Genomic DNA, 23,636 nt, shown 5'->3' on the forward strand with positions numbered 1-23,636 from the left:
CCAAAAAAAATCTTGTCGAATTATGACAGGTATGAACAGTTATTATGCGCAGGAGCCCGCATCCCGACAAGGGAATGCGGGCAATTGTGACAAGATTAGGAGGTTAAACCAGGATTTTTGCTATCAGACGCGCGATTATTCAGCGTATCGTTGAGCTTCTTGTGATCCAGCTCTTTCACCCATTTCGCGACCACCACCGTGGCCACGCCATTACCCACCAGGTTGGTAAGAGCACGCGCCTCAGACATAAAGCGGTCAATACCAAGAATCAGTGCCAGACCCGCCACCGGCAGATGCCCCACCGCAGAAATGGTGGCCGCCAGCACGATAAAGCCGCTGCCCGTCACGCCCGCAGCCCCTTTAGACGACAGCAAGAGCACCACCAGCAGGGTGATTTGATGGAAAATATCCATATGGCTGTTGGTCGCCTGGGCGATAAACACGGCCGCCATCGTCAGGTATATCGAGGTACCGTCAAGGTTGAAGGAGTACCCCGTCGGGATCACCAGGCCGACCACCGATTTACGGCACCCCAGCTTTTCCATCTTGTCGAGCATACGCGGCAGCGCCGATTCTGAAGAGGAGGTCCCCAGAACAATCAGAAGCTCTTCACGGATGTAGCGGATGAATTTGAAAATGCTGAAGCCTGTCGCACGGGCGATGGAGCCCAGCACCACCACCACGAAAAGAATACAGGTGATGTAGAAGCAGATGATCAGCTGACCCAGCTGCACCAGCGTGCCAACGCCATACTTGCCGATGGTGAAGGCCATCGCACCGAAGGCACCGATCGGCGCCAGGCGCATGATCATATTGATGATGCCAAAGATGACCTGCGAGAAGCTTTCAATCACGTTGAAGATAAGCTGGCCTTTGCTGCCCAGACGGTGCAGGGCGAAGCCAAACATCACGGCAAACAGCAGCACCTGCAGAATGTTTCCGCTGGCGAAGGCGCCGATGACGCTGCCAGGGATGACGTCCAGCAGGAAGGCGACCACGCCCTGATCCTTCGCCTGTTCGGCATAGACCGCAACCGCTTTGGCATCCAGCGTAGAGGGATCAACGTTCATACCCGCGCCAGGCTGTACCACGTTGACGATGACCAGACCAATAATCAGCGCAAGGGTACTGACCACTTCAAAGTAGAGAAGCGCCACTGCACCGGTACGGCCCACCGCCTTCATGCTTTCCATGCCAGCGATGCCCGTTACCACCGTACAGAAGATCACCGGGGCGATGACCATTTTAATGAGCTTAACGAACGCGTCGCCAAGCGGTTTCATTTGCGCGCCCAGCTCCGGGTAATAGTGACCCAGCAGAATACCGATGGCGATGGCTGTCAGGACCTGGAAATAAAGACTTTTGAAGAGTGAGGTTTTCATAGGGTGTCCTTGGGAAGAAAAACCACAGGCTTTGTAAGGTTATGGTTAACCTGCGGCTCTAAAATAACACCCGTATAACAGGACAGAAATAAACCCGGTTCAAATTTGAAACACAAATGTTAAGAACTTTGAACTGGCTCGCACAAGCCAGCAACAAAATTACACTTTTGCGTTATGGTCAGCGCCAGAAAGGTATCGCTGCTCGAAGACATCCGGCGGCACCGCCGGGGCAAAAAGGTAGCCCTGGCCGCTCTCGACGCCCGCCTCTGCCAGCCAGACGCGTTGCGCTTCGGTTTCAATCCCCTCGGCAATAAGATGCACCTTGAGGCTGCGCGCCATCTGGACGATGGCCTGCACCATGCTGCTGTCCTCCGGCAGACCGTCGACAAACGATTTATCGATTTTGAGCACGTCCACCGGCAGGGCTTTCATGTGCTGAAGCTGGCGCAGCCCGGCGTAGCCCATACCAAAATCGTCCAGCGCGATGCGAATGCCGGCATTGCGCAGCGGCTTCAGGATGGCCACCGCGTCGTTAGGATCGTCAATGCGCCGGCTCTCCGTCACTTCCAGCGTCAGCGTATCAGGCTTGATCCGGTAGCGGTGGATCAGCTCCAGCATCTCGGAGACCATCGTCGGATGCATAAGCTGCAGGGCAGACAAGTTGACCGACAGCGGCAGCATTACGCCGCGCTCCTGCCAGGCGGCAAGCTGGCGGCAGGACTCCTCCAGTACCCAATAACCAACGGTGACCATCAGGCCGCAGGATTCGATGCGCTCAATCAGCCCCTCCGGCAGCTCCCATGAGCCATCCGGCTGCTGCAGGCGGAGCAGCGCCTCGGCGCTTTTCACTTCCCCCGTCTGTAAATTTACCTGCGGCTGTAGCCAGAGGGCGAACTGACGGTTATCCAGCGCGGTCAGGATATCGCTCTCTTCCGTCAGGCGCTGCTGCGCCTTTTCCATCTGCTCCGGGTCGAAGAACTGGATCTGATTTTTCCCTTTGCGCCGGGCGGTAAATGCCGCCGAGAACGCGCGGCGGTACAGCTGCTCCGCCGTTAAATCACCGTAGTACATGGCGATACCGATACTGGCGCTCGGACGAAGCTGGATGCCCTGCACGGGCAGCCGCTCATTTATGACAGTGAGTACTTGCTGACCTAAAGTGATAGCGTGCCACGGCTCTTTCACGCCGTTGGCAATCACCACCAGGTCGTAACCGCTGACCTGGGTCAGCACCATGCGCGGAGCAAGGACAGACCTCACCTTTTCCACCAGCGTCAGCAGCAGCATTTCACGCTGGCTCTCCTTGAGCACGCCCGCCGTGTCCTGCAGGGTTTCACAGGCAATCACCATCAGTGCCGTGGTTTGCTGCCGCGCAACGGTCTGCTCCAGCATTGCCATCAGAAACGCTTTATTAGGTAGCTCCGACACAGGGAAGCGCGTGGCGCTGTTGTTTAGCTCATCCTGATGACGCTGGATGCGCTGCTGGTTGAGGTTGTAGCTGCGCACCAGCATACCGATCTCATCGTCTTGATGCAGACGCGGCAGCTCAAGCTGGTGCCCCAGTTGATCCTGCGGCGAAAGCCCATTCAGCTCGCGGGCGATACGGCGCAGCGGGTGAACAATGAGGCGGTTTATACACCACGTCAGCGCTACGCTGATGATCAGGGTCATAAGTAAGCAAGTGGTCACTAACGTAACCACCCAACTCATGACGAATTTATACATCCGGTACGAGTCCGCCTGCAGAACCAGGTAGGCCAGTGGCTGCGGATTGGCAGGACGTTCCAGCGAATAGAGAGGCAGAGAAATTTGCACCGGCAGCTCAAACAGGCGCATCACCATCATCGGGACGGGACGCTCCGGGATAAAACTCATCCGCAACGCCTGGAACTGGTTGGGTAAGACGACATCGGCGCGGCTAACGACCCCGGCAGGCTGAATGCGCTTTAAGATGGTTTCCGCTTCGGGAATGTCCCCTTTCAGGATCGAGGCGGAGAGCGGGCCGCGCACCGAGCGGGCGATACTTTCTAACTGCGAAGCCGTGTTATAGCGATTCTGCTGTACGGAATGAAACAGCAAAATTACGCAGAAGAGCAGTACAAACAGCATAGTGACGGCAGAGACCATCGCCATTTGTTTGATCGTTAAGGAACGGCTGACACGCAAAATGACTCTCCACAAAACTCGAAGCGCAGGGCGCGCCAGGGTGTAAACCTGGCGCGCCTGAGTATACCCGATTGCCGCGCTATTAAGAGAGACTTACAAATGGATTAAGGAAAATCCGATTACCAGTCCGCATAAGGAATAAGCGGCTGCGGCGGTAAGTCCATATCGCCCTGCCAGCCTGCAGCAGAGTAGCGCACATAAATTAGCGCATGGCTTGGGGTGTAATCTTTCGCTTCCTGAATATCCACGCCCATGCCCACAAACCAGTTGGAGGTGACCCGGCGTTCGATAATTGCCCGCGCGGTATAACCCGTCCCGGAGGAGGAGCTGCCGGTTTCCATCGCGCCACGGTCGGTATAGCGGCCTGGCTCATCGGTCGGGATCAGGCTCTGGATCGGGTAACGCAGCTCGTCTTTGGTTTTGGAGTGGGACCAGGACACCGAGCCACCCAGCTCCCAGGACCAGTTTTCCGTACGCTTACGCCAGGTCACCGGCAGCGCGAAGGAGACATACTCCTGCGGGCTGTAGTAGCCGCCCTGACCGAGGGAATAGCCGCTCAGATCCTTATCGTAGTGCCAGAGCATATTGGAGACACCGACCGTCAGGCGCTCGTTGTTTTTATTAATGAGCTTGTAGTAATAACCCGTCATCCAGCGGACGCGCCAGTTATCTTCCACATTTTTACCGGTCAGCGTTTCCGCGTTCAGGCTTGACCAGACGCCGTTCGCCTCGCCTTTGTCATAGCTGATGCTTACCCCGCCGCCCGTCGCGCGCACGCCGCCCCAGGTGGTGCCGGTATTGGTATCTTTTTGCCCGGCGAACGCCAGCAGAGAGCTGGAGATAGGCCGACGATGGGCGTTGACGGTGTAGCCGATGGGGCCTAAATCGCTGCTGTAGCTGATACCGCCCACCACGTCGACGACGTCAAAGCCCATTGGCGTGGTACCAATATCCATCGCCCAGGTTTTATTCTGCCAGCCAACGGCGACGCTGGCGCCGCTGTCGCTCTGGCTGGTGTTGCCGCTACACGGCGTGTCGTAGCAGGTCCCCCATTTAGGGTCGTAGGTTCCGTTATTGTTATCAAAGGTGCCGGCGTCCATGTTGACCAGATCGCTTCTGAAGAACATGCGCCCGTCAGAGAGTGGGGCGTCCACCTGGAGCATGGTGGTATGCGCTTTCAGGTCGGAATAGCCGCCCGTGCCGCTGGAGCCCCAGTAGTCGTGCTGCAGCGTGACGTTAACATCCTGCTGCCGGTACAAATCACCGGCGTCACTGCGCACGCCGCGCTTCAGCCAGTCATCTTTTTCATCGTTACGCGTCAGACGGGTGAAACTGTCATTGTCCACCGGACGCGTCGTGGTGATGCCGGACGACACCATCGCATCTTTATACGTCTCCAGCGCCTGCTGCGGCTGGCCGTTTTGCGTCTGGAAGCGGGCAGCATCACGCAGCACCAGCGCGCTTTCCATGGAGGCGGGCTGCGATTTAGCCTGCGGAATGATTTTGCTGAAGGTCTGTTCTGCGGCAGAGGAATCGCCCAGACCTGCCTGCGCCATCGCGATCCGGCGCTGCATATTGAGCGACGGCGGCTGGCCGTTTTGCGCTGCGGGCAGTTTCGCGAGCTCCGCACGGGCGGCATCTTTGTTACCTTCCGCGCTGTAAATTTCGGTCAGACCGAGGATCGCGTCTTCGTTCTGCGGCTCACGCTGCAGGACGGCGCTGTACGTCGTTTTCGCCGCGTTCAGATCGCCACGCTGCTGCGCCCAGTCCGCCAGCGTCAGGTCGATGCGGGTTGAGGCAGGCTGTTGACGCAGAAGATTTTCTGCCTCCTGCTCTTTGCCGCTGTCGCGCAGGCGGTTGGCGGTTTCCAGCACCTGATTGCTTTGCAGACGGTCGGCAAGCTCCTGAATATTGCCGTTCCACTGGCTGCGCGGCAGGGTATTCAGATGCGCCAGCGCGGCCCGGTCCTGATCGTTTCCGGACAGGTAGAGCCCGTTGGCATACACCTGCTCCGGGTCAGACGGTTTCTGGCTGGCAAGCTGGCGCATCAGGGTATCCGCCTGGCTGCGCTGGCCCGCGCTGTAGAGATCGCGCGAGAGACGATACGTTATCCAGACGTCACCGGGCGAGAGTGCCAGACGGCGACGCTGAATTTCTGCCGCCTGAGCGTATTTCCCCTGACTCTCCAGCTGTTCTGCCTGGGCGGAAAGCTGCTCGTTAGTCAGGCTACGCTCAATATCATCAATACTCCGGCGCTGGCTGGCAGAGAGCGACTGGATAAACTGCGAGGCTTTCTCCGGGGACTGCGCGCGGTAAACATTGGCAAGGCCGCGAACCGCATTGCTGTTGCTGCTGTCCATACGTAACGCCTGGCGGTAATAACGCTCCGCCGCGTCGTTATCTTTACGCGCCGCAGCGGCATCTCCCAGCCCCAGCAACGCATAGCTGTCGGTATTGTCGACGTTGCGCGCCTGCTGATAGTAACGCTCCGCCTGCGCCGGGTTATTTGCCTTCAGCGCCGCATCCCCCCTGCTGGATCAGCAGCCAGTAGCGGTTAACCTTCAGCAAGCTGTCCCATTTCCCGCGGTTATCGCTCTGCGGATCGAGGGCAATCGCCTTTTCAAACTGTGCCACCGCGCGGGCGCGGTCGCCTTTCTGGGAATAGGCCTGCCCAAGGGCACCCACCGCTTCACTGTCGGCATGGTTGGCGCTGACGGCTTTTTGCAGCTCCGCCACCGCCTTACTCCCCTGCCCGGCATCCACTGCCGCCAGCCCTTCCGCTTTCGCGCGGAACGCCGGGTCAGCGAGCTGCTTTTGCTGCGCCTCAAGCTGGGCGCGCGCCGCCGCGACGCTATCGCCGTCGCTGAAAACGGTCAGGTATTTTTGCAGCGCGGTGACGCTGGCGCTGCTGGCTGGCTGGTCTTTGATCTGCTCATACCACATGTCAGAGGCCTGGCCGCGGCCGCCTGTGGATTTAGCCATCTCCTGCAGCACCGCAAAGCCTTCATCACGGCGTCCACTCTGGAACAGAAGCTGGGCCAGCGTCGTCTGTAGCTGGGTATTCCCGGGGCTGCTGCTGTTTATTTTTTTCAGTTGGTTGATGGCCGAAGCGCGACGGGCAGGATCTTTCGCCACCACATTCCAGTATTCCGTCGCCACGTCGCCGCCCGGCGGGTTGCCGTCAAAGAGCTTGTCATAGGCGGCAATCGCCTCCTGCGTGTGCCCTGTCGTAGCGAGTAAGCGCGCCTGCTGAAGCTGCTGGCGGCCATCCGGGGTGGAAAGCAGCATGGTATTGCGTGAGGACTGGTACGCGCCGGAGTCAGGGGCGATCCCCTTCAGGCGGTCCAGCTCTTTTTGCGCTCCGGCGTTATCGCCCTGGCGCAGCAGGTAGCGAAAGCGGGCGGCAATGACGTCAGGGTTGTTCGGATCGATCAGCTCAAGACGGTAGAGCGACTGACGAACCAAATCCTCGCGATGGGTCGATTCGCCCAGCCGAACCTGCTCCAGCAGCTGTTTCTGCTGCGGAGAGTTAACGGCCTGCGCCAGCGGCATCAGTGCCAGCCCAAGCGATAGAGTGAGTAGATTTACTGTGAACTTGCGCATTCCTGGCCCCAATCCGGTATTAATTCACCCTTAGCGGTGAAGCGAAAACGATGCTGATCCCATCCCTGACCAAAAAGAGTCAATACATAGCTGTAGTAGGCATTGTTATCGGGAAAATGATCTGCCACGCGCTGGCGCTGAACCGCCTGGGCATCGCGCTGCTGTAAAAACGGCAGCATCGCGGCAGAGAACCCGACCGGGCCATTGCCGGTGTGTTTCCCCGTCGCCACATCCACTTTCTCCGGCGGCACGCCCTGTTTAATTGTCTTTGCCGCCATCGGCTGGAAGCGCGTCAGCAGCCGGGCTTTTTGAGGATCTTTATCGCTCATCATGCCCACCCAAAGATAGACACGGATGGCGTCATAGCCCCCTTCCAGCGTTTTATCCTGCTGTAGCTGCCAGCCTTTGTTTTTCTGATACTGCACCCAGTTCGGCGAGAATCCCTTCGGCGCACTTTCCAGCAGCAGCCGCAGATTGGTTTCACGCAGCGTGGTCCACGGGGCACCGTAGCGGGTGAAATAGCTCGCTAACTGTGGAGGAAGGTAGCTGGGGTTAAAGCGCCAGGCGTTTTCTTCGGCAAAACCGACTTTACCGGGAAGCAGCATTGAGCCGAGCCCCGGCACTTTCACTACTTCCTCGCTGGCAATGCGTTTTAGCAGTGCCTTGCCCGTTTGGGTATAGTCCGGGTCTTTCCATAACCGGCCCGCTTCGAGCAGCGACCAGGCAATCCAGACATCGGCATCTGAGGCGGAGTTGGTATCAATCACCCCCCAGTTTTCTTTGTCTTTCTGTCCCCAGAGCCAGGCGGGCAGACGATCGTTGAGATTGCCGCTGGCGAGGTTATCGCGCGTCCACGTCAGCAGCTGGTCAAACGCCTTGCGATCGTTAGCGGCCAGGGCAAAGAACAACGCATAGCTTTGCCCTTCCGACGTTGTAATTTTGCGCGTGTCGCTCGGATCGATGACGCGCCCGCCCTCGCTGATGTAATCCTTTTTAAACTGCTCCCAGGCAGGCCAGGTACAGGCGGCGCGAAGAGGGATCGCCGCCAGCATCAACGCTGCGACTACACACCAGCGAAAGGCTTTCATCACGTCTTACTCATCCGGGTTAAGGCGACGACGGCTGATGATGCGCAGCAGACGCCACAGCACCCATGCCAGCAAGACCACGCTGACCGCAGCCAGGATGGCGAGCAGAACCGGATGGTTCGACAGCGCATACCACAGGCGCTCGAACCACGGCAGATGGCCGACGTAATACACATCACCCACGCGCAGGCTGTTGACACCGGACTCGCGGATCACCGACACAGAACCAAACATCGCGGCACGTTTGCCGCTGTCGTTCATCGCGGTATTCAGCAGCTCATAGCCGCGCGGGCTGTCCGCCAGCAGGGCTATCACGCTACGCTGATCGTTGTAAGGAGACTGGAAGCCCACCACCGCAGCCATCGCCCCCTGAGAGGTTACGGCCGTCTGCGCGCTGGCCTTACGGTCGTTCACGTCCGGCATAATGCTTGGGAACTCGGTCTGGCGAAGCGGCGTGTTAACCCACGACTCGGTGGCTTTCACCAGCAGGTCGATACGTTTTTCATCCTTCAGCATGTCCGGGATGGTGCCGATCACCATGATATCCGCATCTTTGTTCTGGATCTGACTGCCATCGTCCGTCAACGTGACGTTAACTGCCGGTAATCCGGTTTGCGCGCCTACGGTTGCCATGGTGTCGAGCAGGGTCGTCACCTGGCCTTCGTTTGGCGCTTTTGGCATCACCACAATGGATTCAGAGAGATCGGCCATGCGGCTGAACGGGAAGCCCGCGTTAGCAAAGGCACGCAGATCCGGCATCGCCAGGAAATGGTAGTACTTCGAGAAGTCGATGGTGGACTCATCGCCGATCACAACGTGGTTTTGTACCGGCTGGAAGGTGATGCAGTTATCCACCGAACCGCCAGGCATCGGGTTCATGTACTGGAAATCAAAACGCAGCTGGTTGATCGCGCCAAGCTTCAGCGCCGGAATAGAGACGTCCGTTTTTCCGTCCAGCAGCCCCTGCAGCACCGGCAGGCGGAGCATCAGACGGTTGGTGTCCTGGGTACTTTGCAGACTGAACGATTGCAGGAACTGGTTGTTCAGGCTGATATCCATGCGCGAGCTGTCTTTCGTCGCCGGCGCGGTATAGCGGTAGTTGAGATTGATATCAATGCCGTTGGTGCGCAGCAGGTACAGATCCGGCGGCAGGTTCAGCGACAGGCTAATCGGCGATGGCTCCAGCCCGGACGCCTGCAGCTGCTCTTCATAGGTTTTTAGTTCACCAAACGTCACGGCGCGGTCGGTACGCACCCAGTTTGGCGCGTCATAAGGTTTACGCGCCAGCAGCGGCTTAACTTCGTCCACCACCACGCTGTTGCCGCGGAAAAGGACGTTGCCCTGAGCAATCGCCTTCGCGGCCTGGACCAGATCTTTATCATCACGACCAAAGACCACCAGCAGCTTCACGTACGGGTTATCCGGGTGGCTTACCATCTCAATGGTTGGCGCTTTGACTTCCGGGTGGTCGCGCAGGAAGCCCGGACGCTTCGCGTTGGTTGCAAAGACAATCGCGTTCCTGTCCGGCATTTTGTCATACATCACCGGGAAGTTCTGACCGCGCCAGCCGGAGCGGGAGCCAAACCAGGAGGCTACAATGGTCGCCGCCAGCTGCTCGGTCACGTCAGGGGACGATGCAAACACCATCGGCAGCGTGAGCGGACGGTTATCACGCGGGTCGAAGAACGGAACCGGGAACGCCGACAGATCGTTTTTCAGCGCCAGCGGCTGGTAGGTCATCTGCAGCGAGGAGTTACGCCCGACGTCCAGCCACAGCGTGTTGCTGGCGGGGTTTTCGCAGACATCGCGGTAGTGACCAACAAACTCCAGACGGATACGGTTAAAGTCGGTGATGAACAGCGGGTTAATCGGCACCTGCGCCTGTGTTTTCTTACCCAGCTGCTCTTTGGTCACCGGCAGAACGTCCATCAGTTCATCGTTCAGGTAGACCTTCAGCTGAGACTGCGTCGGCAGCAGGGATGGCGACGGGGTGTATTCAAGGTTCAATACCGCATTTGAAACAACCTCATCGCTGCGCATACCAAATTCAATGCTGCCGTTAGGGTTGACGCCGCGCAGCACCATGCTGCCCGGCGGCGGCGCAATTTGCGCGAAGGTCAGCTTCACGTCCCGCGACGGCACATTATCCGCGACAACGGGCGCGTTAGCCCCCCGCACGCCCGGCATCACCTGCCCGATGACCGGATTCTCGGCCGGCAGGGTGTTCCCCTCCGTTGGCTGGTTCGGAATGATGTTTTCTGTTTGACCGGGTGCCGCCGTAACAACCGGATCGGTTGCCTGCGCGACGACAGGGACCGTCGGCGCAGGCGTCGCCGCTGCGTTACCGGGTGCTGCGTTAGCCATTGTTGCGGGAAGTGCACTCACTCCCATTGCCACTGCACATAACCAGGAAAGTTTTGTTTTCATCGCGTTATCATCATTGTTGAGCCATAACCGGGTCCGCCTGCTTCGTCTCATCCCGCTCGGGACGACGAGGAATGAACGACACGACCCAGGAAACCAGCGAAGTAAGTGACCGGAAAATTAATTTCACCGACGACGGGGCAAATTCTGCAAGGTGACGATAGCCACGGAACCCCAGCTTCAGAATATCCAGCAGGCTTTCCAGTGGTTTATCTTCCGGGAAGCTGTCCTGCCAGAGAGCCCATGTATCCGCACGGGCAAACGTACACTGCACAAAATCAATGTGTTGCTTTTTGGTCAACGGCATCAGCTGCAGACCCACTTCACTGCCTGCCACACGCACAACCTGCGTCGGGAAGACATACTCCTGCTGACCGCGCTTAAGCAGCAGGTTAACCTTCTGCCCTTCCAGCACTTTCGCCTGGCCGTTGATTTTGATCCCCAGGCCACCGTCAGAGAAGTCGTGCACCGTACAGGAGAAGAGGTGACCATCTTCACGGGCGATCGCCGCAGGCATGCAGATTTCAACGCGATGCGCGCGACGAACCTGTTTACTCTCTACCGACACCGCCACCGCGCCGCCGAGGATAATCAGGTTGTAGAACACCCAGGCCATACTGACGAAGACGGTCAGGATTTCGTTTTCCGGGCCGTAGAAGTAGCGCCAGATACCGGCGATCACGCCGACAATATTCAGCAGCACGAGGAAGATATACGGGCGGGAGATCACCCAGTCGACGTACTCTTCTTCCACCAGCCCGCCCTTCGCGGTGACGTTGAATTTCCCTTTGTGCGGGTTAATCAGCGCGACCATCGTCGGCGGCGCGATGTACCACGCCAGCACCGTTTCGTAGATTTCACTCCAGAAGGAGTGCCGGTATTTGCCCTGAATCTTCGAGTTCGTCAGGCTCGCGTGGATCATGTGCGGCAGAACGAACAGCGCAATCATCAGCGCGGGGGCGTAAATGATATAGGCGTGAAGGAGCAGGAACGCCAGCGGCGCGGTCAGGAAGATCAGCCGCGGGATGCCGGACAAGAAGTGGAACATGGCGTTGACGTAGCAGAGACGTTGCGCCAGCTTGAGCCCTTTGCCTATCAGCGGGTTATCGAGGCGGAAAATCTGCACCATGCCGCGCGCCCAGCGAATACGCTGACCAATGTGCGCCGAGAGAGATTCCGTCGCCAGACCGGCGGCCTGAGGGATACGCATATAGGCAGAGGTATAGCCCCGACGGTGCAGGCGTAGCGAGGTATGCGCATCTTCCGTTACCGTTTCAACGGCAATTCCGCCGATTTCATCCAGCGGCTTACGGCGGATAACCGCGCAGGAGCCGCAGAAGAAGGTGGCATCCCACATGTCGTTCCCGTCCTGCACCAGCCCATAGAACAGCGTGCCTTCGTTCGGGGTTTTGCGGAAGCGGCCAAGGTTACGTTCAAACGGGTCCGGCGAGAAGAAGTGGTGCGGCGTCTGCATCATCGCCAGCTCTTTCTCTTTCAGGAACCAGCCCATGGTCATCTGCAGGAACGAGCGCGTCGGCACGTGGTCACAGTCAAAAATCGAGACGAACTCCCCGGAGGCATACTTCAGGGCGTTGTTGATATTCCCGGCCTTCGCGTGCTCGTGAGTCGGGCGGGCGATGTATTCGACGCCGACCTCCTCAGCGAACTGGCGAAACGCCGGACGGTTGCCGTCATCCAGGATCCAGACTTTGAGTTTATCTTTCGGCCAGTCGATGCCCAGCGCGGCATAGATGGTGTTTTTCACCACGCTCAGGTCTTCGTTGTAGGTCGGGACGAAGAGATCGACGGTCGGCCACTGCGTGGTGTCTTTAGGCAGCGGAACCGGCTGGCGGTTGAGCGGCCAGATCACCTGGAAATAGCCTAGCACCAGCACAATCCACGCGTAGGTCTCAGCAAACAGCAGCACCAGACCGCACACCAGGCTGACCGGGTCGTCCCAGTTCAGCGTTGAGGTGTAACGCCACCAGATGTAGCGGCAGGAAACCGTCAGCGACAGCACAATCAGCATCAGCGCCGAGAAACGGCCCGGAATACGACGAACCAGCAACGCCACGCCCCACAGCAGGATCAGGAAGATGAACTGCGCCAGCGGGTTGAAAGGTTGCGTAATACAGACCAGCGCCAGAATGAGCGAGAACACGACAATCACGCCGAGAATAAAACGCCGCAAGCCTGGGTGGAGATGCCCAAGCTCTTTATGGTTATCCAGATGGCTGGTCTTATCGCTGACGCTAGCGGGCAGTTTATCCAGCCACTGGTGATAGCGTTCACGTAACTGCTGTACGCGGGAATAGCTGCGCCAGTGCGGCGTTATTTTCTCCGTTCGGGATGACGATATTGCCAGCCAGACGGCCTGAATAAGATAGCGCGCCGGGTCCAAAGGCCGTGGTCGGTCGGGGTTAATGTGTGGGTATAATTCGCCGTGACGCGCACGGATGCGCTGCCAGCGCGGGTGCTCGAGTGGAATGAACGTCCAGGCCAGAATCAGCCAGAAACAGCCGAGCGCGGCGCTGAATGCCGGAGCACCATGCCGGCGAAAGTGCCGGTAATGGTCGCTCAAACGCGAACTGACCGGCGGGATAAGAAGCCAGCTGGCGAGTCGACTCATACCGAACTCCCGGCAGGCTCCGCCTTGCTGGCGAAGTTCAGCAGACACCAGTTCGCCAGCGTCAGGATCTCTTCTGCTGCCAGCGAGTCGCTGCGGTATTCGCCCAGCGGCTGCTTGGAGGCGAGGCATTCCGCCATCCCCTCATCCCGATGAATCACAATGGGAAGCAGGCGGCGCTGGCTTTGCAACCACACCTGATAGAGGTCGTCCTGGATTTGGCTACCGATACGTAAATCGTTAATCAGGAGATGTGCGTTCTGAGGCAGCCCCTGCTGATGCAGGCGAATATGGCAGTTCGCATCGACGTTCACCACGGAAAGTACATGATCGCACTGGGCGATGAGCTGCCGGGTCAGCGTCCCGGCGCCGTGCGGCAGATCCAGCAGGATCCACTGGTAGTGCCCCTTTTCTTTCAGGCTCTGCAGCGCAAGCGTGAACTGCGAAAACAGACGCTGATAGGCGGCTTCATTCTCGCGTTCTGTGGTGGTCAGTTGGCCAAAAGGCAGTAAATCCAGCTGGGAGGTATAGCGTAGCCCCGCATCCCGCCAGTCTTTGTCATCAAGCAGCGCGCGGGCCCAGCCCTCTTCGCGAGTGAAATCGACGTTGAACGACATACGCAGCAAATTATCGGCGCAGGCGTCAATCACCAGCACCGATTCACCTAAAAGCTGTAATGACCACGCCAGCGCCGCGGTAACAGATGTGGTACCCACACCGCCACGGACGCCCTGTAATCCGAGTATGGCCATCAATGGCTCCCTTAATGTTGATGGGCGAATTCAGCTAATAACGGCCAGCGTTTAATAGCAGCAGCCAACTGTTCCCGCTGGGAAATATCGGTGTAATCTATTTCAGGTAGAGAAAAGGCCTGCGCCAGCGCCAGAAAATCGTTTTGGAATGTGTAACCCAGAGTCGAGTCGACTGGGGTTGCAGGTTCGTTATTGTCCATTCTTATTCCATCCCTTTGAGGAAAATCGCACGCTCGGAAGTTGCGGGGCATCCTGCCCTGACAAATTTCATTTACATGCTAAATCTGATGTTCTTTAATTTCAATGTTAGGTTTATTTCTACGCTTTCGCTAGTAAACTGAGATACAGGCAAATTAGACGAAAAGAGGGACATCGTGGACTCCATATTTTCTATTGGCATCCAGTCATTATGGGACGAATTGAGCCACATGCCAGTCGGTGGAGTCTGGTGGATTAATACGGATCGTAATGAAGACGCTATCAGCCTGGTAAACCAGACAATTGCCGCTCAGGATAAGGATTCCCGCGTGGCCGTCATTAGCATGGGCGAAGAGCCGAAGAAAATAATTTCGCTCGAAAGCGACAGCGGCCCCCAGAAAGTACGTTTGTTTTCCATGTCAGCGGAAGCGGATAGTCTATACTTTTTGTCCCGCGACGTTCAGTGCTCTATTGATCCGGATCACTATTTAGTGATTCTTAAATGTGCAAATAACATACTGCAAAATATTCCTGCTGAAAAACTGCTGTCGTGGCTGGAAAAAATCAATAAATGGGCAAAGTTTCAAAATTGCACGCTATTGGTCGTCAACCCCGGCAGTAATAATGACAAGCTGTTCTCACTTTTGATGGGCGAATATCGCTCCCTGTTCGGACTGGCAAGTCTTCGTGACCAGGCAGGCAGCTATCTCTACGATATTGCCTTCTGGTGCAATGAAAAGGGAGTGAGCGCCAGGCAACAGCTGACTCTTAAACATATTGAGGGGAAATGGCACCTGGCACAGCAGGAAGAAACCGTGGTGCAGCCGCGCAGCGATGAAAAGCGCATCCTGAGCCATATCGCGGTTTTAGAGGGCGCGCCCGCGCTTTCGGAAAACTGGTCACTGTTTGAGTCTAACGAAGCGCTTTTTCATGAAGCCCGCACCACCCAGGCAGCCACCCTCGTTTTCTCGTTGATGCAGAATAATCAGATTGAAACGCTGGCGAGACAAATTCACACCCTGCGCCGCCAGCGTGGTAGCGCGTTAAAAATTGTGGTGCGCGAAAATAATACCAGCCTGCGCGCTACCGATGAGCGTCTGCTTCTGGGCTGCGGGGCAAATATGGTTATCCCCTGGAATGCGCCACTGTCACGCTGCCTGACGCTTATTGAAAGCGTTCAGGGTCAGCAGTTCAGTCGCCATGTACCGGAAGATATCTCCACGCTGCTCTCCATGACCCAGCCGATGAAGCTGCGTGGCTACCAGAAATGGGATACGTTCTGCGATGCCGTCGGCAACATGATGAGCAACACGTTACTTCCGGCGGACGGGAAAGGGGTTATGGTTGCCCTGCGGCCGGTCCCGGGCATTCGCGTTGAGCAGGCGCTCACCCTGTGTCGCCCGAACCGTACAGGGGACATCATGACCATTGGCGACAATCGCCTGGTGCTGTTTTTGTCGTTTTGCCGGGTCAACGATCTTGATACCGCGCTTAACCACATCTTCCCCCTACCTACCGGGGATATTTTCTCGAACCGTATGATTTGGTTCGAAGATAATGCTATCAGCGCAGAGCTGGTGCAAATGCGCGCTCTCCAGCCTGAACAATGGGTTAAACCGCTCGCAATCACGAGCGATGTAAAACCGCTCCTCAATGCCAGACATGACGGACATGTCTGGCGTCGGGTTCCGGAACCCCTTCGCTTATTAACTGATAACGGGGAGAACGCACCATCATGAATATCAGCGATATCATCCAACTGGTCGTATTCTGCGCGCTGATCTTTTTCCCGCTTGGCTACTATGCACGCCATTCCATACGCCGTATCCGTGATACGGCCAGAGTGATGTTTGTAAAACCTCGCTATGTAAAACCAGCCGGAACACTGACACGGGCATCACACGTCAAGGCAGACCGTAAACATGACTAATTCTTCCTATACCGCTTCGTCACCCTCGCCGCTCTGGCAATACTGGCGCGGCCTTTCCGGCTGGAACTTCTACTTTCTGGTGAAGTTTGGCCTGCTTTGGGCAGGTTATCTGAATTTCCATCCCCTGCTTAACCTGGTGTTTATGGCCTTCCTGCTGATGCCTCTGCCGAACATCAGGCTGCATCGTTTACGCCATTGGGTGGCCATCCCCATCGGCTTTGCGCTGTTCTGGCACGATACCTGGCTGCCTGGTCCGGAAAGCATAATGAGCCAGGGATCGCAGGTCGCGGGCTTCAGCGCAGACTATATGCTTGACCTGGTTGAGCGTTTCATTAACTGGCAGATGATTGGCGCCGTCTTTGTCCTGCTGGTTGCCTGGCTGTTCCTGTCTCAGTGGATCCGCGTCACGGTGTTTGTCGTCGCCATTATGATCTGGCTTAACGTGCTGACGCTGGCGGGGCCAAGCTTTTCGCTGTGGCCTGCCGGCCAGCCGACGACAACGGTGACCACGACGGGAGGAAGCGCAGCGGCTACCGTTACAACGGCAGGCGATACGCCGGTGGTGGGCGATATTCCAACGCAGACTGCACCGCCGACCTCCACCAATCTTAATGCCTGGCTCTCCAGCTTCTATACCGCTGAAGATAAGCGACAGACGAAATTCCCGGATGCGCTGCCAGCCGATGCGCAGCCGTTTGAGCTGCTGGTGATTAACATCTGTTCCCTCTCCTGGGCTGACGTGGATGCCGCCGGTTTGATGTCTCACCCACTGTGGTCCCACTTTGACATCCAGTTTAAAGATTTTAACTCTGCCACCTCATACAGCGGCCCGGCGGCAATCCGCCTGCTGCGAGCAAGCTGCGGTCAGGCATCGCATAAAAACCTGTATCAGCCCGCTGGCAATCAGTGCTATTTGTTCGATAATCTCGCGAAGCTGGGCTTTACGCAGCACCTGATGCTGGGGCATAACGGTCAGTTCGGTAACTTCCTGAAAGAGGTACGTGAACAGGGTGGCATGCAGGCGCCACTGATGGATCAAACCGGTCTTCCCGTTACGCTGCTGGGCTTCGATGGCTCGCCGGTTTATGACGATACCGCCGTGCTGCAGCGCTGGCTGCAGACCATCGAAAAAGACAGTAATCCGCGCAGTGCAACGTTCTATAACACCCTGCCGCTTCACGACGGTAACCACTTCCCGGGGGTGAGTAAAACGGCGGATTACAAAGTGCGGGCGCAGAAATTCTTCGACGAGCTGGATGCGTTCTTCACGGAGCTGGAAAAATCTGGCCGTAAAGTGATGGTGGTCGTGGTACCTGAGCACGGTGGCGCGCTGAAAGGCGACAGAATGCAGGTATCCGGCCTGCGCGATATCCCAAGCCCGTCCATTACCAACGTGCCTGCAGGCATTAAATTCTTTGGTATGAAGGCACCGCACCAGGGCGCACCAATTGAGATTACCCAGCCAAGCAGCTATCTGGCGATTTCAGAACTGGTTGCCCGCGCCGTTGACGGGAAGCTGTTTGTGGAAGATAGCGTGAACTGGGATCAGCTCACCAGCAACCTGCCGCAAACGGCAGAAGTGTCCGAGAACGCCAACGCAGTGGTGATTCAGTATCAGAACAAACCGTACGTTCGCCTGAACGGCGGGGACTGGGTACCGTATCCGCAGTAACTGATTTCCCCCTCTTCCCATAGGGGAGAGGGGGTAGTCAGTGCGTCATTATTGCGCTGAAATCCACATCCGCATTTTCAGACTTGCCAAATCGTCGTCGTCTTTAGAGGTGATTTCGGGCTCTCCGGAAGGCTGCCCCATCGTTAAATGCCAGGGTAGCGCAGACGGATTGTCGCATCGTTTACTCCATCCGGTTATTCGGCGCTTCGCAGGGAAATCTCACCGCCCACCCAGGGCTTGAGCGCGCCATCCTGCTCCAGAAGTAGCGCGCCCTGTGCGTCAATACCGCGGGAAATGCCGTAAATCTCTTTATCACCAATCAGCAGCTTCACCGGACGGTTGATGAAGTTATCCAGCTTTTCCCAACGAGACAGGAACGGTGCCAGGCCTTCCTGTTCAAAAAGCGTGAGTGAACTGCGCAGCTCTTTTATCATGCGCACGGCAAGGGTGTTACGATCGATGACGATCCCCGCCTCCTGGAGATTGGTCCAGGCCTGATTCACCACATCATCCTGGACAGTACGCATCACCATATTGAGGCCCGCGCCAATAACAATTTGCGCCGCATCACCGGTTTTACCCGTCAGTTCGACCAGAATACCGGCAAGTTTACGATCGTTAAGGTACAGATCGTTTGGCCACTTAACGCGGACCCGATCGGCACCCAGATCGTGCAGCACTTCCGCCATGACGATACCAATGACCAGACTTAGGCCAATGGCTGCGGCAGGCCCCTGCTCCAGACGCCAGTACATGGACAGATAGAGATTGGCGCCAAATGGCGAGAACCATTTGCGACCGCGACGGCCACGACCGGCCTGCTGGTATTCAGCAACACAGGCATCGCCGGACGAGAGTTCGCTCAGCCGATCCATAAGGTACTGGTTCGTCGAATCAATCACCGGCAGCACCGCAACGTTGCCGTATCCAAGCTGGCTGCGGATGACGTCTTCATTCAGCAATTGAATTGGCTCCGGCAGGCTGTAGCCTTTTCCCGGCACCGTGAACACATCGACGCCCCAGTCGCGAAGCGTCTGGATATGCTTGTTAATGCCGGCACGGCTCATGCCCAGCTGCTCGCCCAGCTGTTCGCCAGAGTGAAACTCCCCGTCAGCAAGGATGCTAATCAGGGTTAACGGAATGGTATTGTCCTTCACGCAATGGTCTCCACGGCATTCACTTCACCTGTGCGGCCAATGAAGCGGACTTCTGGCTCCAGCCAGACGTTAAACTTTTCGCCCACACGTTGACGAACATAATGCGCCAGCTGTACAACATCATCGCTGGTCGCATCGCATTGATTAATCAGTACCAGAGCCTGCTGCTGGTGAACGGCAGCGCCACCTACGGACGTGCCTTTTAACTGGCATTGATCGATCAGCCAGCCAGCGGCCAGCTTCACGCTGCCATCTGCCTGAGGATAATGTGGCGCAGTGGGCCATCCTTCAAGAAAGGCTTTTGCATTTTCGCTGCTAATAACCGGATTTTTGAAGAAGCTTCCTGCATTTCCGTTTACTTTCGGATCGGGAAGTTTGGTCATTCGCATATGGCAAACTGAGTCAAATACGTCGCGGGGAGTGACGGTTGCCGGATCGAGACGCGTTAAATCGCCATAGGTCAGCACCGGCTGCCAGTTCTTTGGCAGACGCAGGCCCACGGCGACAATCACGTAGCGATCCTGATATTCATGCTTGAAGATACTGTCACGATAGCCAAACCGACACTGTTCTGCCGTTAAGCGCTTAGCCGTTCCGGTCGCCAGTTCGATGCAGTCGACATATTCACAGACATGTTTCAGTTCGATGCCGTAGGCACCGATGTTTTGGATGGGTGACGATCCGGCGCAGCCTGGGATCAGCGCCAGGTTTTCCAGACCCGGCATCCCTTTTTCGAGGGTAAATTGCACCAGCTGATGCCAGTTTTCTCCGGCCCCCACGTGCAGATGCCAGCTATCGGCATACTCTTCCACACCAATGCCCATGATGCGGTTAACGATCACCGTTCCCGCATAATCGTCGAGAAACAGGACATTGCTTCCTTCGCCCAGAATCAGTACGGGTTCGTTATTTTCTGTTGCGCTTTGCCATGCATCCAGCAGCTGCTGTGCAGTATCGGCACGTACAATTTGATTAGCATTACGTTGAATGCCAAAGGTATTCCAGGGCTTAAGGGAGTGGTTCATAGACGCTATCCTGATGCAAAAACGCAGGTAGTTTACCGTATAAGCAGGGCGTTGGGGGATTAGTTTGTGCAGCGCAGAAACGCAAAAAGGCCATCCTTTCGGATGGCCTCTTCACTTATTTGATGCCTGGCAGTTCCCTACTCTCACATGGGGAGACCCCACACTACCATCGGCGCTACGGCGTTTCACTTCTGAGTTCGGCATGGGGTCAGGTGGGACCACCGCGCTAAAGCCGCCAGGCAAATTCTGTTAATCTGTATCAGGCTGAAAGTTGATTGTTCTGTCTCTCACCGCCAAAACATCTTCGGCGTTGTAAGGTTAAGCCTCACGGTTCATTAGTACCGGTTAGCTCAACGCATCGCTGCGCTTACACACCCGGCCTATCAACGTCGTCGTCTTCAACGTTCCTTCAGGAGACTTAAAGTCTCAGGGAGAACTCATCTCGGGGCAAGTTTCGTGCTTAGATGCTTTCAGCACTTATCTCTTCCGCATTTAGCTACCGGGCAGTGCCATTGGCATGACAACCCGAACACCAGTGATGCGTCCACTCCGGTCCTCTCGTACTAGGAGCAGCCCCCCTCAATTCTCCAGCGCCCACGGCAGATAGGGACCGAACTGTCTCACGACGTTCTAAACCCAGCTCGCGTACCACTTTAAATGGCGAACAGCCATACCCTTGGGACCTACTTCAGCCCCAGGATGTGATGAGCCGACATCGAGGTGCCAAACACCGCCGTCGATATGAACTCTTGGGCGGTATCAGCCTGTTATCCCCGGAGTACCTTTTATCCGTTGAGCGATGGCCCTTCCATTCAGAACCACCGGATCACTATGACCTGCTTTCGCACCTGCTCGAGCCGTCACTCTCGCAGTCAAGCTAGCTTATGCCATTGCACTAACCTCCTGATGTCCGACCAGGATTAGCTAACCTTCGTGCTCCTCCGTTACTCTTTGGGAGGAGACCGCCCCAGTCAAACTACCCACCAGACACTGTCCGCAACCCGGATCACGGGTCCACGTTAGAACACCAGCCATTAAAGGGTGGTATTTCAAGGACGGCTCCACGCAGACTGGCGTCCACGCTTCAAAGCCTCCCACCTATCCTACACATCAAGGACCAGTGTTCAGTGTCAAGCTATAGTAAAGGTTCACGGGGTCTTTCCGTCTTGCCGCGGGTACACTGCATCTTCACAGCGAGTTCAATTTCACTGAGTCTCGGGTGGAGACAGCCTGGCCATCATTACGCCATTCGTGCAGGTCGGAACTTACCCGACAAGGAATTTCGCTACCTTAGGACCGTTATAGTTACGGCCGCCGTTTACCGGGGCTTCGATCAAGAGCTTCGCGTTGCCGCTAACCCCATCAATTAACCTTCCGGCACCGGGCAGGCGTCACACCGTATACGTCCACTTTCGTGTTTGCACAGTGCTGTGTTTTTAATAAACAGTTGCAGCCAGCTGGTATCTTCGACTGATTTCAGCTCCGTCCGCAGGGACTTCACCTACATATCAGCGTGCCTTCTCCCGAAGTTACGGCACCATTTTGCCTAGTTCCTTCACCCGAGTTCTCTCAAGCGCCTTGGTATTCTCTACCTGACCACCTGTGTCGGTTTGGGGTACGATTTCGTGTTACCTGATGCTTAGAGGCTTTTCCTGGAAGCAGGGCATTTATCACTTCAGCACCGTAGTGCCTCGTCATCACGCCTCAGTGTTAAAGTGAACCGGATTTGCCTGGAACACACACCTACACGCTTAAACCGGGACAACCGTCGCCCGGCTGACATAGCCTTCTCCGTCCCCCCTTCGCAGTAACACCAAGTACAGGAATATTAACCTGTTTCCCATCGACTACGCCTTTCGGCCTCGCCTTAGGGGTCGACTCACCCTGCCCCGATTAACGTTGGACAGGAACCCTTGGTCTTCCGGCGAGCGGGCTTTTCACCCGCTTTATCGTTACTTATGTCAGCATTCGCACTTCTGATACCTCCAGCATGCCTCACAGCACACCTTCGACGGCTTACAGAACGCTCCCCTACCCAACAACGCATAAGCGTCGCTGCCGCAGCTTCGGTGCATGGTTTAGCCCCGTTACATCTTCCGCGCAGGCCGACTCGACCAGTGAGCTATTACGCTTTCTTTAAATGATGGCTGCTTCTAAGCCAACATCCTGGCTGTCTGTGCCTTCCCACATCGTTTCCCACTTAACCATGACTTTGGGACCTTAGCTGGCGGTCTGGGTTGTTTCCCTCTTCACGACGGACGTTAGCACCCGCCGTGTGTCTCCCGTGATAACATTCTTCGGTATTCGTAGTTTGCATCGGGTTGGTAAGCCGGGATGGCCCCCTAGCCGAAACAGTGCTCTACCCCCGAAGATGAGTTCACGAGGCGCTACCTAAATAGCTTTCGGGGAGAACCAGCTATCTCCCGGTTTGATTGGCCTTTCACCCCCAGCCACAGGTCATCCGCTAATTTTTCAACATTAGTCGGTTCGGTCCTCCAGTTAGTGTTACCCAACCTTCAACCTGCCCATGGCTAGATCACCGGGTTTCGGGTCTATACCCTGCAACTTAACGCCCAGTTAAGACTCGGTTTCCCTGCGGCTCCCCTATACGGTTAACCTTGCTACAGAATATAAGTCGCTGACCCATTATACAAAAGGTACGCAGTCACACCACGAAGGTGCTCCCACTGCTTGTACGTACACGGTTTCAGGTTCTTTTTCACTCCCCTCGCCGGGGTTCTTTTCGCCTTTCCCTCACGGTACTGGTTCACTATCGGTCAGTCAGGAGTATTTAGCCTTGGAGGATGGTCCCCCCATATTCAGACAGGATACCACGTGTCCCGCCCTACTCTTCGAGTTCACAACCTGTGCATTTTCGTGTACGGGACTGTCACCCTGTACCGTGCGACTTTCCAGACGCTTCCACTAACACACAAGCTGATTCAGACTCCGGGCTGCTCCCCGTTCGCTCGCCGCTACTGGGGGAATCTCGGTTGATTTCTTTTCCTCGGGGTACTTAGATGTTTCAGTTCCCCCGGTTCGCCTCGTTAACCTATGTATTCAGTTAACGATAGTGTGACGGATCACACTGGGTTTCCCCATTCGGACATCGACGGGTCAAAGGTTCATATCACCTCGCCGTCGCTTTTCGCAGATTAGCACGTCCTTCATCGCCTCTGACTGCCAGGGCATCCACCGTGTACGCTTAGTCGCTTAACCTCACAACCCGAAGATGTTTCACTTCTGATTGCGAAAATTTGAGAGACTCGAACACACCATTAAGATGTGTCGTTTCAATTTTCAGCTTGATCCAGATTTTTAAAGAGCAAAACTTCGCAGTGCACCTTTTCAGGTTCACTCTGAAGTTTTCTTGTGTTCGCAGTAAAAGATGGTGGAGCTATGCGGGATCGAACCGCAGACCTCCTGCGTGCAAAGCAGGCGCTCTCCCAGCTGAGCTATAGCCCCATCGTTTTGCCAACCTCTTCAAATTTGCTTTGCAAATTTGGTAGGCCTGAGTGGACTTGAACCACCGACCTCACCCTTATCAGGGGTGCGCTCTAACCACCTGAGCTACAAGCCTGTAGAGGTTTTTTACTGCTGTTTTTCATCAGAC

Annotated in this window: 12 protein-coding genes, 2 tRNA genes, 2 rRNA genes and 1 pseudogene; 3 read left to right on the forward strand and 14 right to left on the reverse strand. The window is 56.3% G+C overall.

The window, feature by feature from the left end; all coding sequences use genetic code 11:
* Positions 1-95: 95 nt before the first annotated feature.
* The 8 genes and pseudogenes from DG357_RS21565 to bcsR form a co-directional block, all read right to left on the reverse strand.
* Positions 96-1,382: a dicarboxylate/amino acid:cation symporter gene (locus DG357_RS21565; RefSeq protein WP_028014754.1), complete on the reverse strand. Its 1,287-nt coding sequence runs from the start codon at positions 1,380-1,382 to the stop codon at positions 96-98.
* A gap of 159 nt (positions 1,383-1,541) precedes the next feature.
* A complete protein-coding gene (hmsP, locus tag DG357_RS21570; RefSeq protein ID WP_063438461.1) occupies positions 1,542-3,548 on the reverse strand; it encodes a biofilm formation regulator HmsP in 2,007 nt (668 codons plus the stop codon).
* 119 nt (positions 3,549-3,667) lie between these two features.
* Positions 3,668-7,151 (reverse strand): annotated as a pseudogene (bcsC, locus tag DG357_RS21575) (cellulose synthase complex outer membrane protein BcsC).
* On the reverse strand, positions 7,133-8,239 hold the full coding sequence (gene bcsZ / locus DG357_RS21580; RefSeq protein ID WP_047363559.1) for a cellulose synthase complex periplasmic endoglucanase BcsZ: 1,107 nt from the start codon (positions 8,237-8,239) through the stop codon (positions 7,133-7,135). The pseudogene bcsC and the gene bcsZ overlap by 19 nt, the downstream one beginning before the upstream one ends.
* A 6-nt stretch (positions 8,240-8,245) precedes the next feature.
* The gene (gene bcsB / locus DG357_RS21585; RefSeq protein WP_108780351.1) at positions 8,246-10,666 is read right to left on the reverse strand and encodes a cellulose biosynthesis cyclic di-GMP-binding regulatory protein BcsB; all 2,421 of its coding nucleotides are present in this window, start codon (positions 10,664-10,666) and stop codon (positions 8,246-8,248) included.
* A 10-nt stretch (positions 10,667-10,676) separates the two neighbouring features.
* Positions 10,677-13,292 (reverse strand): UDP-forming cellulose synthase catalytic subunit, encoded by a 2,616-nt coding sequence (bcsA, locus tag DG357_RS21590; protein WP_028014759.1) that lies wholly within the window; start codon positions 13,290-13,292, stop codon positions 10,677-10,679.
* Positions 13,289-14,041 (reverse strand): cellulose biosynthesis protein BcsQ, encoded by a 753-nt coding sequence (gene bcsQ / locus DG357_RS21595; protein WP_028014760.1) that lies wholly within the window; start codon positions 14,039-14,041, stop codon positions 13,289-13,291. The genes bcsA and bcsQ overlap by 4 nt, the downstream gene beginning before the upstream one ends.
* An 11-nt stretch (positions 14,042-14,052) precedes the next feature.
* Positions 14,053-14,241 carry a cellulose biosynthesis protein BcsR gene (bcsR, locus tag DG357_RS21600; protein ID WP_028014761.1) on the reverse strand — a complete coding sequence of 63 codons (189 nt, stop codon included), beginning with the start codon at positions 14,239-14,241 and terminating at the stop codon, positions 14,053-14,055.
* 174 nt (positions 14,242-14,415) lie between these two features.
* Here bcsR and bcsE point away from each other — a divergent pair, with 174 nt between their 5' ends.
* The 3 genes from bcsE to bcsG are packed head-to-tail and all read left to right on the forward strand — an operon-like array spanning position 14,416 to position 17,841.
* Entirely contained in the window at positions 14,416-15,978 is a 1,563-nt protein-coding gene (gene bcsE / locus DG357_RS21605; protein ID WP_088205127.1) for a cellulose biosynthesis c-di-GMP-binding protein BcsE, read from the forward strand.
* A complete protein-coding gene (gene bcsF, locus DG357_RS21610) occupies positions 15,975-16,169 on the forward strand; it encodes a cellulose biosynthesis protein BcsF (protein ID WP_072201618.1) in 195 nt (64 codons plus the stop codon). The genes bcsE and bcsF overlap by 4 nt, the downstream gene beginning before the upstream one ends.
* Positions 16,162-17,841 carry a cellulose biosynthesis protein BcsG gene (gene bcsG, locus DG357_RS21615; RefSeq protein ID WP_028014764.1) on the forward strand — a complete coding sequence of 560 codons (1,680 nt, stop codon included), beginning with the start codon at positions 16,162-16,164 and terminating at the stop codon, positions 17,839-17,841. Before bcsF ends, bcsG begins: the two co-directional genes overlap by 8 nt.
* Positions 17,842-18,035: 194 nt before the next feature.
* Here the strand turns inward: bcsG and birA are convergent, their stop codons facing one another.
* The 6 genes from birA to DG357_RS21650 form a co-directional block, all read right to left on the reverse strand.
* On the reverse strand, positions 18,036-18,998 hold the full coding sequence (gene birA, locus DG357_RS21625; RefSeq protein ID WP_088205128.1) for a bifunctional biotin--[acetyl-CoA-carboxylase] ligase/biotin operon repressor BirA: 963 nt from the start codon (positions 18,996-18,998) through the stop codon (positions 18,036-18,038).
* Positions 18,995-20,023, reverse strand: a complete 1,029-nt coding sequence (murB, locus tag DG357_RS21630; RefSeq protein ID WP_088205129.1) for a UDP-N-acetylmuramate dehydrogenase — start codon at positions 20,021-20,023, stop codon at positions 18,995-18,997. The genes birA and murB overlap by 4 nt, the downstream gene beginning before the upstream one ends.
* A 124-nt stretch (positions 20,024-20,147) precedes the next feature.
* Positions 20,148-20,263, reverse strand: a 5S ribosomal RNA gene (gene rrf, locus DG357_RS21635).
* Positions 20,264-20,337: 74 nt separating this feature from the next.
* Positions 20,338-23,242 (reverse strand): 23S ribosomal RNA (locus DG357_RS21640).
* 170 nt (positions 23,243-23,412) lie between these two features.
* A tRNA-Ala gene (locus DG357_RS21645) sits at positions 23,413-23,488 on the reverse strand.
* A gap of 38 nt (positions 23,489-23,526) precedes the next feature.
* Positions 23,527-23,603, reverse strand: a tRNA-Ile gene (locus tag DG357_RS21650).
* Positions 23,604-23,636: the final 33 nt, after the last annotated feature.

The sequence above is a fragment of the Enterobacter bugandensis genome (genome assembly GCF_900324475.1).
Lineage (GTDB): Bacteria > Pseudomonadota > Gammaproteobacteria > Enterobacterales > Enterobacteriaceae > Enterobacter > Enterobacter bugandensis.